Below are 15,992 nucleotides of genomic sequence, written 5' to 3'. Positions count from 1 at the left end.
CCCGGCCGCCCCGCGGACTCGCGCCCTCAGCAGCCCCTCAGCGGCCTTGGTACTCGGCCGCCTTGGACCGCACGCTGCTCAGCTTCTTGTACAGCTTCCCCCCGGGGCAGGAGGTGTTGAACCCGTCCCGGTGACCGGAGATCACCTTCATCTTCACCTTCGTGCCTTTCGCGTACAGGTTGCCACCGGCGGACGTCAGGGACGTCTTCTTCTTCGGGTTCATGCCGTGCAGCCCGAGCTTCCAGGCGGTGAGCCGGGCGACGGCCTTCACCGCCTTGGAGGACGGCTTCTTGGAGCCGTAGGAGCCGATGACGGCGATGCCGGTGGTCTTCGAGTTGAACCCCATGGTGTGCGCCCCCTTCACCGGCTTGGCCACACCGCCGGCCCGGCCCTCGTAGATGCGGCCGCACTTGTCGACGAGGAAGTTGTAGCCGATGTCCCGCCAGCCCAGGCTCTTGGTGTGGTAGCGGTAGAAGCCGCGGATCAGGGAGGGCGCCTGCGAGCAGGAGTAGTTGTTGCCGGAGGCGGTGTGGTGCACGAAGGCCGCCTTGACCTTGCTCGTGTAGACGAAGCTCTTCTCGCGCAGGCTCTCGTCCGCCCCCCAGCCGCGCCGGGTGACGATGGAGGGGCGCGGCCCGATGTACGGCTTGGCCTGCTGCTGCCCGGTCAGTTCGGTGCCGCGCAGGGTGACGAGTTTCTCCCGTGTCTCCTCGGCGGTGAGCGAGGGGATATGGGTGGCGCCGAGCGGCACGAGGGCGGAGTTGGCGGCGGAGGCGGCCTGGGCCGCGGCGGTCATGACGCCCGTACGAGGTTCTTCCGCGCCCTCGGCGAACTCCCCGGGCTCCGCCTCCCCCGGATCGACCAGATCGAGCCGCATCCCGGCCGGCGGGGTGGACACCTCACCCCCTTCACCGGCGCCCTCCCCGCCTGACGCCCCCTCGTCCGGCCCTGTGTCCACGGGGTCCGCATCCCCCGGCTCACCGGCTTCCGGCAGCACCCGCACCTCGACCCCGTCCGACTCCCCCACCCACAGCGGCGCGGTGGCGCCCCGCACCTTCCCGGTGGCGGCCTCCGAGGAGTCCGGGTCCGCCCCGTGCTGGGTGTAGTGGGTCTCGACGTCCTGCCAGTCGGTCCACCCCCCCGTGCCGGCCGCACGGGTGCGGACCTGCACGCGGCCGTGGAGGTCGGCGGAGGGGTCGTCCCAGACGACACCGAGGAGGGAGAAGGGCCGTACCGTGCGGGGCGTCAGGCCGAGGACGGCGCCGGAGGCACGGTCGCGGGTGAGGGGCCGTAGGGGCAGCGACCGGGTGCTGCCGGGGACATCGGCTCGGGCGTCGGCTCGGGCGTCCGCCGTCCCCGCGGTTCGCGTGGCCACGTCCGCCACCGGCGCCGGTGCCCCGGCGGACGAGGCGGACGAGGCGGACGCGGCGGCGGGCGGGGCGAACGGAAGGGCGAGGGCCGCGGCGCAGGTGACGCCGATTGAGGAAGCAAGAATTCCACGCATGCCCCTGAGCTTGGACATAGTCAGACAAATCTGTCCATCGCTCATATGACGGTCTGTCGGCTGCCGTTCCCCCGAACCGGTGGCCCGCACCTGGTCCGCACGGAGGGTGCGCCCGGCGCGGGCCGCGTACGCTAACACGGGTGAACGCCACCGACCGCACCCCTGCCGACCTGCTGAGTTCCGCGCTCGCCGCGGACCCGGGACGCCCCTTGGTGACCTTCTACGACGACGCCACGGGCGAGCGGGTCGAATTGTCCGTGGCCACCTTCGCCAATTGGGTGGCCAAGACCGCCAACCTGCTCCAGGACGAACTGTCCGTCGAACCGGGCGACCGGGTGGCCCTGCTGCTGCCCGCGCACTGGCAGACCGCGGTGTGGCTGCTGGCGTGCGCGTCGGTCGGCGTGGTCGCGGACGTCGGCGGCGACCCGTCCGCGGCGGACGTGGCGGTGAGCGGTCCGGAGCCGGAGTCGCTGGATGCCGCCCGCGCCTGTTCCGGCCCGCGGGTCGCGCTGGCGTTGCGGCCGCTCGGCGGGCGCTTCCCGCAGCCGCCGGAGGGCTTCGCCGACTACGCCGTGGAGGTGCCGGGGCAGGGCGACCGGTTCGTGCCGTACGCGCCCGTCGACCCGGAGGAGCCGGCGCTGATCGTGGCGGGCCGGGAGTTCTCGGGCGCGGAGGTGGTCGAGCGGGCCCGCGCGGAGGCGCCGGAGCTCGGGCTGACCGGCCCCGGTTCGCGCATCCTCTCCGGACTGCCGTACGACACCTGGGAAGGACTGAACGCCGGGCTGTACGCGCCACTGGCGACCGGCGGCTCGGTGGTGCTGTGCCGCAACCTCGACCGGCTGGACGCCGAAGCCCTGGACAAGCGGGTCGAGAACGAACGGGTCACGGTCATCGCCCGCTGACCTGCCCTCCCCCGGCGCACACCGCCGTCACCCGTTCGGCGCAGCACCACCTCCCACCCCTCCCTCCCCCGGGCCACAGTCGTAGGAAGCGGCACACCGAACGGCACGCCCCCGGGCGCACCCGCGAGGTACGCGGAGCAGCCCGCACCCGTACGCCGTCCCGGCCCGTACGCAGGGAGGGGTGGAACCGGCATGAGCGACACCGCAGGCACACCCCCCGAGGGACAGGGCGGGACGGGACGCCCCCACGGTCCGGGCGCCGGCTCCTCGCCGAGCGGGCGCGGCGCGGTCCGCCGCCGTCGCCGGCGCTGGGTGTGGGGTGTGGGCCTCGGGGTGTCCCTCGCGCTGGTGGGCGCCGCGGCCGCCGGGTGGGCGGTGTACATGAAGCTGGAGGGGAACATCACCCCGGACGAGGCGGCGGCGGCCGAGCTCGCCCGGTTCGAGAAGGACCGGCCCACCGCCCTGGTGAAGGACGCCCTCAACATCCTGCTGATCGGGTCGGACTCGCGGGCGGGCGCCGAGAACCGCCGCTACGGGCGCGATCCGGGCACCGAGCGCTCGGACACGGTGATCCTGCTGCATCTGTCGGCGGGCCGGCGCAGCGCCACCGCGGTGTCGATACCGCGCGACCTGATGGTGGACGTGCCCGACTGCCGCCGCCCCGACGGGTCGCGTTCGGCGCCGATGTTCGCCCAGTTCAACGCGGCCTTCGAGGTGGGCGGCTCGGCCTGCACCGTCCGCACCGCCGAGAAGCTGACCGACATCCGCGTGGACCACCACGTCGTCGTCGACTTCAAGGGGTTCAAGGACATGGTCGACGCGGTGGACGGCGTCGAGGTGTGCCTGAACGAGCCGATCGACGACAAGGACGCCCACCTGCACCTGCCGGCAGGACAGGTGACGCTCGACGGGGAGCAGGCCCTCGGTTACGTCCGCGCCCGCAAGACCCTCGGGGACGGCAGCGACACCGGCCGCATCGAGCGCCAGCAGCGGTTCCTCGGCGCGCTGGTCAACAAGGTGCGCAGCAACGAGATCCTGCTGAATCCGGTGAAGCTGTATCCCGTCCTGGACGCGGCCACCTCGTCCCTCACGACCGACCCCGAACTCGCCAGCTTGCGCGGTTTGTACGAACTCGTACGGGGGCTGCGTGACATCCCTGCGGAGGGTGTGCAATTCCTCACCGTGCCAAGGGAGTCCTACGCCGGGGACGTGAATCGGGATCAGCTCGCCCAGCCCGCCGCCGGGAAACTGTTCGAGCGGCTGCGCAAGGACGAACCCATACGTGTGGGCACGGACGGTGAGCGAAAGGCCACGGAAAAGGAAACAACGGCCCCGGCGGACAGCGCGTCCCCGGCACCCACGTTCTCCGGTAACACCGCCGCCGAGGACCCCTGCGCGTAAAGGGAACTCAAAGACAACTCCCAGGCTGCGAACTCCTGTCCACAGAAATGGGCGGATTGCCCCTTGTGAAGGCGTGGAATTCGTCACCGACGTCGCCGGACGCCGATCCGGCCCGTTAGTGTGAGCCCTCCGGTGCGTCCGTTCCTTCAGGTCCGTCCTGAGATCCCGCACTGTGTGACCGAGACCCGAGCGCCTTGGGAGGGGAAAGGCGCCGCGTGGCCCCGACGGAGGATTCGAGCGACCGTGGACGCGCAAGGCCGTGGGCGGGGAGAGAACATCGATCCCGCAGACCAGTGGGTACTCAATCCGAGCACCGGCGAATACGAACTGCGACTGAGCCCTTCCGCACCGCAGTCACCCATTCCGGGCCCGCGCGGGCCGCGGAACGCGGGGGCGGGAAATCCGCGTGCCCGGTCGGCGTCGCCCGACCGGGCGCCCGAGCGCCCCGGCCGCGCCTCCGCCGGGAGTGAGACGCCCGGGCGGGACGTCCCGCCGCAGCGCCGGCGCCGGGGTGCGCAGGAGGAGCCTCCGGCGGGCCGCCGGGGGCGCCGGCCGACGAAGAAGTCCAAGAAGGCCAAGAAGGTGCTGCTGTGGACCAGCGGCACGGTGGCCTTCCTGGTGCTCGCCACGGGTGTGGGCGGCTATCTCTACCTGGAGCACCTGAACGACAACATCACGTCCGTCTCCGACGACGGGGCGGGCACCGGTGGCTTCAAGAAGGACCAGGCCATCAACATCCTGCTGATCGGCACGGACAAGCGCACCGGCTCGGGCAACGAGGGCTACGGCGACAAGGGCAGCGAAGGCCACGCCGACACCACGATCCTGCTGCACGTCTCCAAGGACCGCTCCAACGCCACCGCGCTGAGCATCCCGCGCGACCTGATAGTCGACATCCCGGACTGCCCGACCGAGCAGGAGGACGGCAGCCAGAAGGTCATCCCGGGCGAGACCGGCGTCCGCTTCAACACCAGCCTCGGACAGGCCGGCCGTACGCCCAGCTGCACCATGCGGACCGTGACCGAGCTGACCGGCATCAAGCCGGACAACTTCATGGTGGCGGACTTCAACGCGGTGAAGACGCTGACCTCGGCGGTCGGCGGCGTCCCGGTGTGCCTGGGCAAGGACATCAACGACCCGGACTCGCACCTGAACCTGCCCAAGGGCACGCACCGGATCGAGGGCGAGGAAGCGCTGGCGTTCGTGCGCACCCGTCACTCGGTGGGCCTCGGCGGCGACCTGAGCCGTATCGAGCTGCAGCAGCAGTTCCTCAGCTCGCTGATGCGCGAGCTGAAGTCGAACGACACGCTCACCAGCCCGTCCAAGATGATCAAGCTGGCCGAGGCGGGCACCAAGGCGCTCACCGTCGACTCGTCGCTCAACAGCATCAACAAGCTCAAGGACCTCGGTCTGGAGCTGGGCAAACTCAACGTCAAGAACCTGACGTTCACGACGATCCCGGTGATCGACAACCCTGCGGAGAAGGTGAAGGCGACCGTCGTGCTCGACGAGTCCAAGGCGCCGCAGGTCTTCGACCTGATCCGCAACGACGTGTCGTTCACCGAGGTCAAGAAGAAGCAGAAGAAGGAGAAGGCCGCCGTCGCCGCCCGGCTGAAGGGCGAGAAGGCTCCGGCCTCCGAGGTGCGGGTCCGCATCCTCAACGGCGGCGCGCCCGCCGGAAGCGCCCAGTCGACCCTGAGCTGGCTCCAGGTCGACGAGGGCGTCAGCAAGTCGGAGAACGCGGGCAACGCGCCCGCGGAAGCGGCGAAGACCACCCTCGAGTACGCCCCGGACCAGGCGGACCAGGCACGCCGGCTGGCCGACATCATGGGCCTGTCCGCGTCGGCGCTGAAGCCGGGCGAGAGCGTCACCAACTCGCAGGGGCTCCCCGCGATGACGCTGACCCTCGGCAAGGACTTCAAGGGCGCGGGTGTCTCGCTCACGCCCCCGGACAAGGCTCCGGACGACATCAAGAAGTCCACGGCGGACAAGGTCGTCTGCGCCGAATAGGCACCTGACGGGCCCGTCTCGCGTCCTACGGGGCGCAGACGGGCCCGTTCCATGTCCAGGGGTGGGGAGAAACACCGCACGATGACGCGAAGTGACGTGTACGAGGAGGGGGCACGGCAGGACGGCGCCCCGCGCCGGTCCGGCCCGCCCGAGGAGGGCCGTCCCGAGGGAGGACGCGCCGAGGGCGGCGACGGCAGCGGGAGACCGCGCGGCGGACGGACGCGGCGCGCCCTGCGCTGGTCGGCGACGACCCTGGCCGTGCTGATACTCGGCACGGCGGGCGCCGGTTACCTGTACTACGACCACCTCAACGACAACCTGGTGAAGGGCGAGCGCAGCAGCGGCGACTCCAAGGCCGAGCGGTCCGCGCCGAACGCGGCCGGGCAGACGCCCCTCAACATCCTGCTGATCGGTTCCGACAGCCGCGCCTCCGACGCCAACGTCGCCCTCGGCGGCGGCAAGGCCAACCGCGGCAACCCGCCGCTGGGCGACGTGCAGATGCTGATCCACCTGGCCGCGGACCGGAGGAGCGCGGCCGTGGTGAGCATCCCGCGCGACACCCGCGTCGACATCCCCCGCTGCACCGACCCGGACACCGGGACGACGTACCCGGAGACCAACGACATCATCAACACCTCGCTGGCGCGCGGCGGTCCGGGCTGCACGCTGGCCACCTGGGAGAACCTCACCGGTGTCTACGTCGACCACTGGATGACCATCGACTTCGCCGGCGTGGTGCGGATGGCGGACGCGGTCGGCGGCGTCGAGGTGTGCGTCCGGCAGAACGTGTGGGACCGGCCGCTGCCCGGCGTGCCCGGTGGCTCGGGCCTGAAGCTGCGGGCGGGGAAGACCAAGGTGGAGGGCGTGCAGGCCCTGCAGTGGCTGCGCACGCGGCACGCGTGGGGCAGCGACGTCCTGCGCACCCGGGCGCAGCGCATGTACATGAACTCGATGATCCGCACGCTGCGCGGGCAGAACGTGTTCACCGACACCGGGCGGCTCACCGATCTCGCCGAGGCGGCCACGAAGTCGCTCCAGGTCTCCGAGGAGATCGGGTCGGTGAAGAAGCTGTACGACCTGGGGATGCAGCTGCGGACGGTGCCGCCGGACCGCATCACGATGACGACCCTGCCGACCGTCCCGGACCCGCAGAACGCCAACCACCTGCTGCCCGCCGGGGACGACGCGGAGCAGGTCTGGGCGCTGCTGCGCGACGACGTGCCGTTCGACGACAAGGGCGGCAAGGGCGGCAAGGGCGCGAAGAGCGGCACGGGCGGGGCCGGGAAGGCGTCCCGCGAGGAGCGCACCGCCGACCCGTCCGCGCCCGACGACGAGATCGGCGTGCTGGTGCGGAACGCCACCCGGTCCGCCACCGAGGGGCCGGTCACCGGCCGGGCGAGCGCGATCGCCGAGGAGCTGACCGAACAGGGGTTCACCCGTGCCGCGCCGGACACCTCCGCCGCCGGCGCCGAGGAGCGGACCGTCGTGCGCTACCCGGCCGACGACCTGAAGGGGGACGCCCAGCGGGTCGCCGAGTCCCTGGGCATCCCGACGGGTTCGGTCCGCCGGTCGGCCGACGTCTCCGGGGTCACCGTGGTGGTCGGCGCGGACTGGCGCGAGGGCGCCACGTACCGGGAGCCGGAGCCGCCGAAGGCGGGCGACCTGCCGGACGACGCCGACGCGCTCACCGCGGCCGAGAAGGGCGCCTGCATGGACGTGTACGCGCCGTACCGCTGGTAGCGCCCGCGGCGGGCGGGGACCCCGCCCCCTCTTGAGGAAATCGAGGGAAAACCCGGGGCAACTGACGGGCCCGTCGTGCGTCTAACAGGACGCAGGGCGGGGCCTGCGTTCCGGAGCGGGGTTTCCAGGGGTGGGAAGGACGGGGCAGTGACACAGAACGCCACGCGGGAGACGGCCCGCCACGAGGAGCTCGCGCCGGCTCCCGACGACGCCCCGCCCGCCGAGGACGCCCCGCCCGCCGACGGCTCGGCCCCGCGTCCGCGGCGCTTGCGCGGAATCCTCAAGTGGTCGGCCGCGGTGCTCGCGCTGCTCATACTCGCGGCCGGCGCGGCGGGTTACCTGTACTACCGCGAGCTCAACGACAACATCCGGAAGGACCCGCTGAACCTGGGCGACAGCAAGGTCGCCGAGCCGACGCCCAACGCGGCGGGCCAGACCCCGCTGAACATCCTGCTGATCGGCAGCGACGCGCGGGACAGCGAGGAGAACCAGAAACTCGGCGGCGCCCGCGAGACGTTCGGCTCGACGCCGCTTGCGGACGTGCAGATGCTGGTGCACCTGTCCGCGGACCGCAGCAACATGTCCGTGATCAGCATGCCGCGCGACACCCTGCTGAAGATCCCCAAGTGCACCGACCCCGACGACGGCACGGTGTATCCGGCGAGCGAGGGCCGCCGCATGGCCAACGAGAGCCTGGGGCACGGCGGTCCGGGCTGCACGGTGGCCACCTGGCAGGAGCTGACCGGCATCCACATCGACCACTTCGTCATGGTGGACTTCGCGGGCGTGGTCGCCATGGCGGACGCGGTCGGCGGCGTCCCCGTCTGCGTCGACGCCAACATCCACTCGCGCGACAGCCAGGGCCACGGCTCCGGGCTGAAGCTGCCGAAGGGCACCCACCCGGTCAAGGGCGAGCAGGCCCTGCAGTGGCTGCGCACCCGGTACGGCTTCGAGGACGGCAGCGACCTCGCGCGGGCCAAGGCGCAGCACATGTACATGAACTCGCTCGCCCGGCAGCTGCGTGAGAACGCCACGCTGAGCAGCCCCAACAACCTGCGCAGGCTGGCCGAGGAGGCCACCCGGGCGCTCACCGTCGACCCCGGCCTCGACACGGTGAAGAAGCTGTACGACCTGAGCACCGAGCTGCGGAAGGTGAAGCCGGAGCGCATCACCATGACGACGATGCCCAACCGGTACGTAGGCGCACGCGTGGAGCCCACCGAGGACGCCGAGAAGCTGTTCCGGCTGGTGCGCGAGGACATCGCCCTGGACGGCAGGGACGCCAAGCCGAAGCCGGCCGTGGAGAAGCCGCCCGCCGACCCGGCCGCGGACGACGCCGCCATCGCCGTGCAGGTCCGCAACGGCACCCGCACCGACTCCCTCGCGCCCGCCTCCGGCCGGGCCTCCGCGATCGCCGGTGCGCTGCGGGAGAAGGGCTTCACCGGCGCCACCGCCGACACCGCGGGCGCGTACACGCAGGGGCGGACCGTGGTGCGTTACCCGAGCGCCGACCTGGAGGGCGACGCCCGCCGTGTCGCCGCGGTCCTCGGCATCCCGGCGGACGCGGTGAAGCGGTCCACGGACGTGTCCGGCGTGACGCTCGTCGTGGGCGCGGACTGGCGCGAGGGCACGCGGTACGAGGCGCCCGAGGAGGACGACACCACGCCCGAGTCGGCGCAGGCCCTCAACGGCGCGGACGACAAGGCCTGCATGCACGTGGACCCCGGCTTCACCTGGTGACCGCGAAGGCCCCTTCCCGGTGCGGGAAGGGGCCTTCGGGCGCAAGGGTGACGGGGGGTCAGGCCGCCTTGGCGTCCTCCGCCTTGACGGCGGGCCGGCGGGAGGCGATGACCTTCTTCGCCAGGGAGCGCGGGCTGGTCAGGAAGCCCCAGCCCCACGACATGTGCATGGTGGCGAGGGCCACCGGGATCTGCAGCCGCGCCTTCAGCGGCAGGCCCTTGCCGGCGGGTATCGAGCCCGCGACGATCGCCGCGAGGTAGCCGCCGGGGATCACGAAGCCCCACGGGGTGAGCGCCGCGCCCACCACGAGGCCGGCCGCGATCGCGCACACCGCGGTCGGCGGGGCGAGGTAGCGCAGGTTGATGGAGCCGGAGTGGTAGCGGGCCACCACGTGGCGCCAACGGCCGTAGTCCTTGTACTGCTTGGCGAGCGCCCGCACGGACGGGCGGGGGCGGTACGACACCCGCAGCTCGGGCGAGAACCAGATCAGCCCGCCCGCCTCCCGGATACGGAAGTTCAGCTCCCAGTCCTGGGCGCGGATGAACTCCACGTTGTAGCCGCCCTGCCGCTCCAGCGCCTCGCGCCGGAACACGCCCAGGTACACGGTCTCGGCGGGGCCCGCCTCGCCGCCGGTGTGGAAGGCGGCGTTGCCCACGCCGATCTTCGAGGTCATCGCGGCGGCGACGGCCCGCTCCCAGTCGTTCTCGCCCTCGGCGTGCATGATGCCGCCGACGTTCTGCGCGCCGGTCTCCTCCAGGAGGCGCACGGCGGTGGCGATGTAGTCCGGGGAGAGCATCCCGTGGCCGTCGACGCGGACCACGATCGGATGGCGCGAGGCCTCGATCGCCGCGTTGAGGGCGGCCGGGGTGCGGCCCGTCGGGTTGGGCACGGTGTGCACCCGCGGGTCCTCGGCGACGAGCTCGGCGGCGATCTCGTCCGTGCGGTCCGTGGACGGACCGAGGGCGATCACGACCTCCATCTCGCCGGCGTACTCCTGGGCGAGGATCGCGCGGACCGCGCCGCGCAGATGCCGTTCCTCGTTGAGGACGGGCATGATCACGGAAACGGCCGGGGGCCGCACGTCGGGATTGGCGTTCATAGGAGCCTCACGTTACCGCGAACGGGGGACACGTCTGCGCGTGCCGGGGTGCTGTGCGGAGGGCCGCAGATCGTATCGGCCTACGGTGCTCACGATTCCACGCTCGGCCGTCGTCCGGAGGTGCCCCCCTTGCCCACGCCGCCGCGCTCCCCCCGGCCCCGAAACCCCGACCGGCGCCCGGCGCGGCCGCCCCGCCCGGCCCCGCGCCCGCCCGCGCCCCCGCGCCGCCGGCCGCGGTGGGTCATGCGCACGGTCACCGCGCTGTCGGTCGTGGTGCTCGCCTCCGCGGGGATCGGGCACGCGGTGCTCAGCGGGCTCGACGACGACATCGCACGGGTCGACCCCTTCCGCGACATGAAGAACCGGCCCCGGGCCGGTCACGGCATGAACATCCTGCTGGTCGGCACGGACGGGCGGGACAGCATCGGCGAGGCGGAGCGGGAGCGCTACCGGCTCGGCGGGGCGCCCTGCCACTGCACCGACACGATCATGATCGTGCACATCTCGGAGGACCGGGACCGCGCCAGCGTCGTCAGTCTGCCCCGCGACTCCTACGCCCTGACGCCCCCGCACACCGACCGGGTGAGCGGGCAGCGGCACAAGGGACACCCGCTGAAGCTGAACGCGGCGTACGCGGAGGGCGGACCGCAGCTCACCGTGCGGACGGTGGAGAAGATGACCCGGGTGAAGATCGACCACTACCTGGAGGTCGACTTCGCCAGCTTCATGAAGACCGTCGACGTGGTCGGGGGCGTGGAGATCTGCACCGACCAGCGGCTGAAGGACAGCCACAGCGGGCTCGACCTGCCCCCTGGCCGGCACACCCTCAAGGGCGGCGAGGCCCTCCAGTACGTCCGTGCCCGGTACGTCGACGGGGGGTCCGACCTCAGCCGGATGCGGCGGCAGCAGCATTTCCTGGCGGCGCTGGTGGAGCGGGCCACGTCGTCCGGGATCCTGCTGAACCCGATGCGGTTCCGGGACGTCACGCGCGCGGTGCTCGGCTCGGTCCGCGCGGACGAGGGGTTCGGCACGGGTGAGCTGCTCGACCTGGGGCGGGCGATGCGGAACTTCTCGCCGTCGTCGTCGGAGTTCACCACCGTGCCCGTGGTGACGCCGGGGCTCGTCGTGAAGGGCATCGGCTCGACGCTGAAGTGGGACCCGGAGAAGTCCGAGCGCATCTTCGACGCGCTGCGCCGCGACGAGCCGCTGTCCACGCGGCCCTCGGCCGGCGCGGCGCTGCGGGTGCCGGTCGACCCGAAGCAGATCCGGGTGCAGGTCGAGAACGGCACCCGCACGCCCGGTCTGGGGCGGCGGGTGGACGCGGCCCTGGCGGCGACCGGCTTCGCCACCACCAAGGCCCCCGTGAACGCCGCCCGCCAGGACCACCGGCGCACGGTCGTCGCCTACGACCCCCGCTGGGACCGCTCGGCGAAGTCCCTCGCGGCGGCCCTCCCCGGCAGCGAACTGCGCGCGGTGAAGGGCCAGGGCCCCACCTTGAAGGTCATCGCGGGCGACGACTTCGAGAAGGTCCGCAAGGTCCGCCCCGAGGACCCGGGCCAGGGAGAGTTCGGGGTGGTCCGAGGCGACGAGGTCAACTGCGGCTGACCCCCGCCTGCGGCGGTCCCCCTCTGTCCTCTGCGGGCCGTGACCCCGAGCAGCCGGACGGGCCGCTCACCCTCCGGGCCGCCGACGACCTTGGCCCCGCGCCCCTCGGCCGTACCGTCGGGCAGTCCCGGGCCCTGGGCGGGGAGTCGCCGGCGCCTGCCCACGGCAGCGTGCCCGGCGGCCGGGCAGAGAGGAGGCCAACGCCCTCATGGTCCCGAGCGCTCGGCGGCGAGCGGTGCCGCAGACGCCGCAGAAGGTGGCTGCGTCAGTCGTCGAAGCCCTCCGCCGCGCGCTTCTCGCGGAGTTCCAGGATCGCGCGGCGGCGGGAGAGGCGGTGGGTGCGGCGGATCTGCGCCTCCTGGTAGCGGCGGCGGTCGCGGTCGCTCTCGGGGAGGACCGGGGGCACCCGCCGGGGCTTGCCGTCGGCGTCGACCGCGGCGAAGACGAGGTAGGCGGAGCCGACGTGCGTGGCCGGCGTGGACTCGTTCCAGCGTTCGGCCAGCACCCGCACCCCGACCTCCATCGACGTCCGGCCGGTCCAGTTGACCTGGGCCTTGACGTGAACAAGGTCACCCACGCGCACCGGCTCGAAGAACGCCATCTCGTCCATGGAGGCCGTCACGGCCGGCCCTCCGGAGTGCCGGCCGGCGACGGCGCCCGCCGCGTCGTCGACCAGTTTCATGATCACCCCGCCGTGCACGGTGCCCAGAAGATTGGTGTCGTTGTGGGTCATGATGTGGCTGAGGGTGGTGCGGGACGCCGAGACGGGCTTGCCCGGGATCTCCGGACTGTCCGTCTGCGCGGCAGGGGCCTGGTCTGTCATGGCCTCCACCTTATGCCGAGGTCCGCAAGCGGTTGTTTTGTGTCAGCTTCGCAACAGCGGCGCTCTGATTTTCCGACGACCCTTGTACGGCTGCCCCGGCGGACCTGCACACTGTCTGCCATGAATGATTGGCCCGAGGCATGGTCCGACGACAACCGCGGCGGCCGCTACGGACGCGGGAGCGCGAGCGCACAGCCCGAGAGCGCCCGTGTCATGCGGCAGGTCCGGCGGGGTCGGCCGGCCCCTCCCGGGCAGGGCGCCTACGGCGGGGTCCCGCAGCAGCCCCAGTACGTCGACGGCCGCGGCAGCGGCGGCTACGACGACTACGACAGCGGCTACAACACGGGCCAGGTGTACGGCGGTGGCGGACGCGGCGGCGGTGACGGCCACGGTCCGCAGCGCCCCGCGCCCGACTGGCGGCGCCGTATCAAGTGGACGGCGATCACCCTGGTGACCGTGCTGTTCGTCACCACCGTCGCCACGTACTTCTGGGCCGACTCCAAGCTCAACCGCGAGGTCGACCTGTCGAAGGTGATCGAGCGGCCCGAGAAGGGCGAGGGCACCAACTACCTCATCGTCGGCTCCGACAGCCGTGAGGGCCTGTCCGACGAGGACAAGAAGCGGCTGCGCACCGGGTCCTCCGAGGGCAAGCGCACGGACTCGATGATGATCCTGCACACCGGCGGCAACGGCCCGACCCTCATCTCGCTGCCCCGTGACTCGAACGTGGAGATCCCGACCTTCAAGGGCTCCGAATCCGGGAAGATCTACCAGGGCACCGGCCGCCAGGTGAAGCTGAACGCCGCGTACGCCGAGGACGGCCCCGAGCTGCTGGTGCGCACGGTGGAGTTCAACACCGGCCTGCACATCGACCACTACGTGGAGATCGGCTTCGCCGGCTTCGCGAACATCGTGGACGCGGCCGGCGGCGTGGAGATCGACATCCCGCAGGACATCAAGGACACCAAGTCCGGCGCCGACCTCAAGAAGGGCAAGCAGACCCTGAACGGCGAGGAGGCGCTCGCCTTCGTCCGCACCCGCTACGCGCTGGCCGGCTCCGACCTGGACCGCACCAAGAACCAGCAGAAGTTCCTGTCCGCCCTGGCCAACCAGGTGGCCACCCCGGGCACGGTGCTCAACCCGTTCCGCCTCTACCCCACGATGGGCGCGGGACTGGACTCCCTGATCGTCGACAAGGAGATGGGCCTGTTCGACCTGGCCGACATGTTCTGGTCGATGAAGGGCGTCAGCGGCGGCGAGGGCACCTCGATGAACATGCCGCTCGCCGGCTCCAGCGGCGGCAACCTGCTGTGGGACAAGGACAAGGTGAAGCAGCTGGTCAACCAGCTGAACAACGACGAGAAGGTGACCGTCACGGGCGACTGACACCGGACATGCGTGAGGGCACCCCGGGCGGGGGTGCCCTCACGCATGTCCGGCGGTGGACGTCACATCGGGGCGCCCGCCATCGCACGGCACATCTCGGAGCAGCGGCGGCACGACTCGGCGCACCGCGTCATCAGCTCGTCCTCCGGCATCGACATGCACGCCTCCGCGCACAGGTCGCAGGCCTGCGCGCACATCATGCACATCTCGTTGTGCAGCGGGGAGCGCCGCATCATCATGTCCGCGCACATGCGGGTCATCTCCGAACAGTCGAGGAGCGCCCGCATGATCCGCGTCTGGGCCTCGCCGCCCCTCTGCAGACACGCGCTCATGGCCTCCTCGCACACGCCGTGACAGGCCATGCACGCCTGGATGCACTCCTGCATCTCCTTGGTCAGCGGTTCCGTGGCCGGCTGCTGCTGGGTCATGGTTCCTCCCAGGGTCCGGCGAGGACCGGCGTTCGGCCCTCGCACCACCCGTCCTACGCCCCTGTGTCCATGACCACCACAGGACGCTGCTTGGCCGGGCCCGGAGGGGCAACCAGGAAGGGTGGCGCCGGTGACCGCGGCGCCGAGGGGGCGATCGCAGGACGGACAGGGGAGAGGACCATGACGGCACGGACGGAACGTCACCGGCTGCGCAGACGGCTGGAGCGGCTCATCGGCATCGCGGCGACCGAGGGCAACGAACTCGTGCCGTTGCGCAACGGCGACGAGATCTTCCCGGCGATGCTGGAGGCGGTCCGCGCCGCGGAGCACACGGTCGACATGATGACGTTCGTCTACTGGCGGGGCGACATCGCGCGCGAGTTCGCGGAGGCGCTGGCCGAGCGGGCCCGCGCGGGCGTCCGGGTGCGGCTGCTGCTGGACGGCTTCGGCGCCAAGGAGATAGAGCCGGAGCTGCTGGAGGCCATGGAGGAGGCCGGCGTCCACGTGGCGTGGTTCCGCAAGCCGACCCGGCTGTCGCCGATGCGGCAGAACCACCGCTGCCACCGCAAGGTGCTCGTCACCGACGAGCACACCGCCTTCACCGGCGGGGTGGGCATCGCGCAGGAGTGGTGCGGCGACGCCCGCAACCCCGAGGAGTGGCGCGACACGCATGTGCGGGTCAGGGGCCCGGCCGTGGACGGCATCGCGGCGGCCTTCGCCCAGAACTGGGCCGAGTGCCACGACGAGCTGTACGACGAGTGCGACCGCTTCACCCCGCAGGAGCAGCCCGGCAACGCCACGGTGCAGGTGGTGCGCGGCTCGGCCAGCTTCGGCTGGCAGGACATGCAGACCCTGCTGCGCGTGGTGATCACCTCGGCGCAGGAACGGTTCCGGCTGTCCACGGCGTACTTCGCGCCGGACGAGTACTTCGTCGACCTGCTGGCGGCCGCCGCCCGCCGGGGCGTGAAGGTGGAGATCCTGCTGCCCGGGCCGCACACCGACCAGCGCGCCTGTCTGCTGGCCGGGCGCCGCCACTACCAGACGCTGGTGGACGCGGGCGTGGAGGTGCGGGAGTACCAGCCGACCATGCTCCACACGAAGATCATCACGGTGGACGGCGTCTGCTCCCTGATCGGCTCGACCAACTTCAACCGCCGCTCGCTGGAGCACGACGAGGAGGTCATGCTGGCCGTTCTCGACGAGCATTTCACCGCACAGCTCGACGACGACTTCGACAACGACCGCAAGCAGAGCGAGGCCGTCGACCCGGTCCGCTGGCGGCGCCGCCCGCTGGCCGCACGCCTCGCCGAGGCGGCCGTCACTCCGATCCGGCGATTTCTGTAGGCCGGCGGCG

The 15,992-nt window shown here is 71.8% G+C and carries 12 protein-coding genes; 8 read left to right on the top strand and 4 right to left on the bottom strand.

Annotation, left to right across the window (positions count from 1 at the left end; all coding sequences use genetic code 11):
• Positions 1-37: 37 nt before the first annotated feature.
• Complete coding sequence (locus tag ELQ39_RS19330) at positions 38-1,504, bottom strand: peptidoglycan recognition protein family protein (RefSeq protein ID WP_242593026.1); 1,467 nt, start codon at positions 1,502-1,504, stop codon at positions 38-40.
• 140 nt (positions 1,505-1,644) lie between these two features.
• Between ELQ39_RS19330 and ELQ39_RS19325 the strand changes: the two genes are divergently transcribed.
• The 5 genes from ELQ39_RS19325 (at position 1,645) to ELQ39_RS19305 (ending at position 9,297) form a co-directional block, all read left to right on the top strand.
• Positions 1,645-2,406 (top strand): TIGR03089 family protein, encoded by a 762-nt coding sequence (locus ELQ39_RS19325; protein ID WP_242593025.1) that lies wholly within the window; start codon positions 1,645-1,647, stop codon positions 2,404-2,406.
• 192 nt (positions 2,407-2,598) lie between these two features.
• Entirely contained in the window at positions 2,599-3,807 is a 1,209-nt protein-coding gene (locus ELQ39_RS19320) for an LCP family protein (protein WP_190002722.1), read from the top strand.
• A gap of 243 nt (positions 3,808-4,050) precedes the next feature.
• Positions 4,051-5,817 (top strand): LCP family protein, encoded by a 1,767-nt coding sequence (locus tag ELQ39_RS19315; RefSeq protein WP_242593024.1) that lies wholly within the window; start codon positions 4,051-4,053, stop codon positions 5,815-5,817.
• An 81-nt stretch (positions 5,818-5,898) separates the two neighbouring features.
• Positions 5,899-7,557, top strand: a complete 1,659-nt coding sequence (locus ELQ39_RS19310; protein WP_242593023.1) for an LCP family protein — start codon at positions 5,899-5,901, stop codon at positions 7,555-7,557.
• A 147-nt stretch (positions 7,558-7,704) separates the two neighbouring features.
• On the top strand, positions 7,705-9,297 hold the full coding sequence (locus ELQ39_RS19305; RefSeq protein ID WP_242593022.1) for an LCP family protein: 1,593 nt from the start codon (positions 7,705-7,707) through the stop codon (positions 9,295-9,297).
• Positions 9,298-9,355: 58 nt separating this feature from the next.
• Here ELQ39_RS19305 and ELQ39_RS19300 read toward each other — a convergent pair whose 3' ends face one another.
• Positions 9,356-10,396 (bottom strand): glycosyltransferase family 2 protein, encoded by a 1,041-nt coding sequence (locus tag ELQ39_RS19300; protein ID WP_242593021.1) that lies wholly within the window; start codon positions 10,394-10,396, stop codon positions 9,356-9,358.
• Positions 10,397-10,525: 129 nt separating this feature from the next.
• On the opposite strand from ELQ39_RS19300, the gene ELQ39_RS19295 reads away from it, so the two are divergent.
• The gene (locus ELQ39_RS19295; RefSeq protein ID WP_435878983.1) at positions 10,526-12,001 is read left to right on the top strand and encodes an LCP family protein; all 1,476 of its coding nucleotides are present in this window, start codon (positions 10,526-10,528) and stop codon (positions 11,999-12,001) included.
• A 265-nt stretch (positions 12,002-12,266) separates the two neighbouring features.
• Here ELQ39_RS19295 and ELQ39_RS19290 read toward each other — a convergent pair whose 3' ends face one another.
• Complete coding sequence (locus ELQ39_RS19290) at positions 12,267-12,824, bottom strand: acyl-CoA thioesterase (RefSeq protein WP_190002728.1); 558 nt, start codon at positions 12,822-12,824, stop codon at positions 12,267-12,269.
• Between the two features lie 120 nt (positions 12,825-12,944).
• Between ELQ39_RS19290 and ELQ39_RS19285 the strand changes: the two genes are divergently transcribed.
• Positions 12,945-14,210, top strand: a complete 1,266-nt coding sequence (locus ELQ39_RS19285) for an LCP family protein (protein WP_225644178.1) — start codon at positions 12,945-12,947, stop codon at positions 14,208-14,210.
• 62 nt (positions 14,211-14,272) lie between these two features.
• Here ELQ39_RS19285 and ELQ39_RS19280 read toward each other — a convergent pair whose 3' ends face one another.
• Positions 14,273-14,638 (bottom strand): four-helix bundle copper-binding protein, encoded by a 366-nt coding sequence (locus tag ELQ39_RS19280; RefSeq protein ID WP_242593020.1) that lies wholly within the window; start codon positions 14,636-14,638, stop codon positions 14,273-14,275.
• Between the two features lie 180 nt (positions 14,639-14,818).
• On the opposite strand from ELQ39_RS19280, the gene ELQ39_RS19275 reads away from it, so the two are divergent.
• Positions 14,819-15,982, top strand: coding sequence for a phospholipase D-like domain-containing protein (locus ELQ39_RS19275; protein WP_242593019.1), 1,164 nt, complete (start codon positions 14,819-14,821; stop codon positions 15,980-15,982).
• Positions 15,983-15,992: the final 10 nt, after the last annotated feature.

This window comes from Streptomyces sp. GB4-14, from assembly GCF_022696125.1.
Taxonomy (GTDB): Bacteria; Actinomycetota; Actinomycetes; order Streptomycetales; family Streptomycetaceae; genus Streptomyces; species Streptomyces werraensis.
This window is presented reverse-complemented; position numbering and strand designations above follow the sequence as displayed.

Coding starts and splice junctions, on each gene's coding strand:
- ELQ39_RS19330 (WP_242593026.1), bottom strand. CDS start 1,504: ATGCGTGGAATTCTTGCTTCCTCAATCGGCGTCACCTGCGCCGCGGCC.
- ELQ39_RS19320 (WP_190002722.1), top strand. CDS start 2,599: ATGAGCGACACCGCAGGCACACCCCCCGAGGGACAGGGCGGGACGGGA.
- ELQ39_RS19310 (WP_242593023.1), top strand. CDS start 5,899: ATGACGCGAAGTGACGTGTACGAGGAGGGGGCACGGCAGGACGGCGCC.
- ELQ39_RS19300 (WP_242593021.1), bottom strand. CDS start 10,396: ATGAACGCCAATCCCGACGTGCGGCCCCCGGCCGTTTCCGTGATCATG.
- ELQ39_RS19290 (WP_190002728.1), bottom strand. CDS start 12,824: ATGACAGACCAGGCCCCTGCCGCGCAGACGGACAGTCCGGAGATCCCG.
- ELQ39_RS19285 (WP_225644178.1), top strand. CDS start 12,945: ATGAATGATTGGCCCGAGGCATGGTCCGACGACAACCGCGGCGGCCGC.
- ELQ39_RS19280 (WP_242593020.1), bottom strand. CDS start 14,638: ATGACCCAGCAGCAGCCGGCCACGGAACCGCTGACCAAGGAGATGCAG.
- ELQ39_RS19275 (WP_242593019.1), top strand. CDS start 14,819: ATGACGGCACGGACGGAACGTCACCGGCTGCGCAGACGGCTGGAGCGG.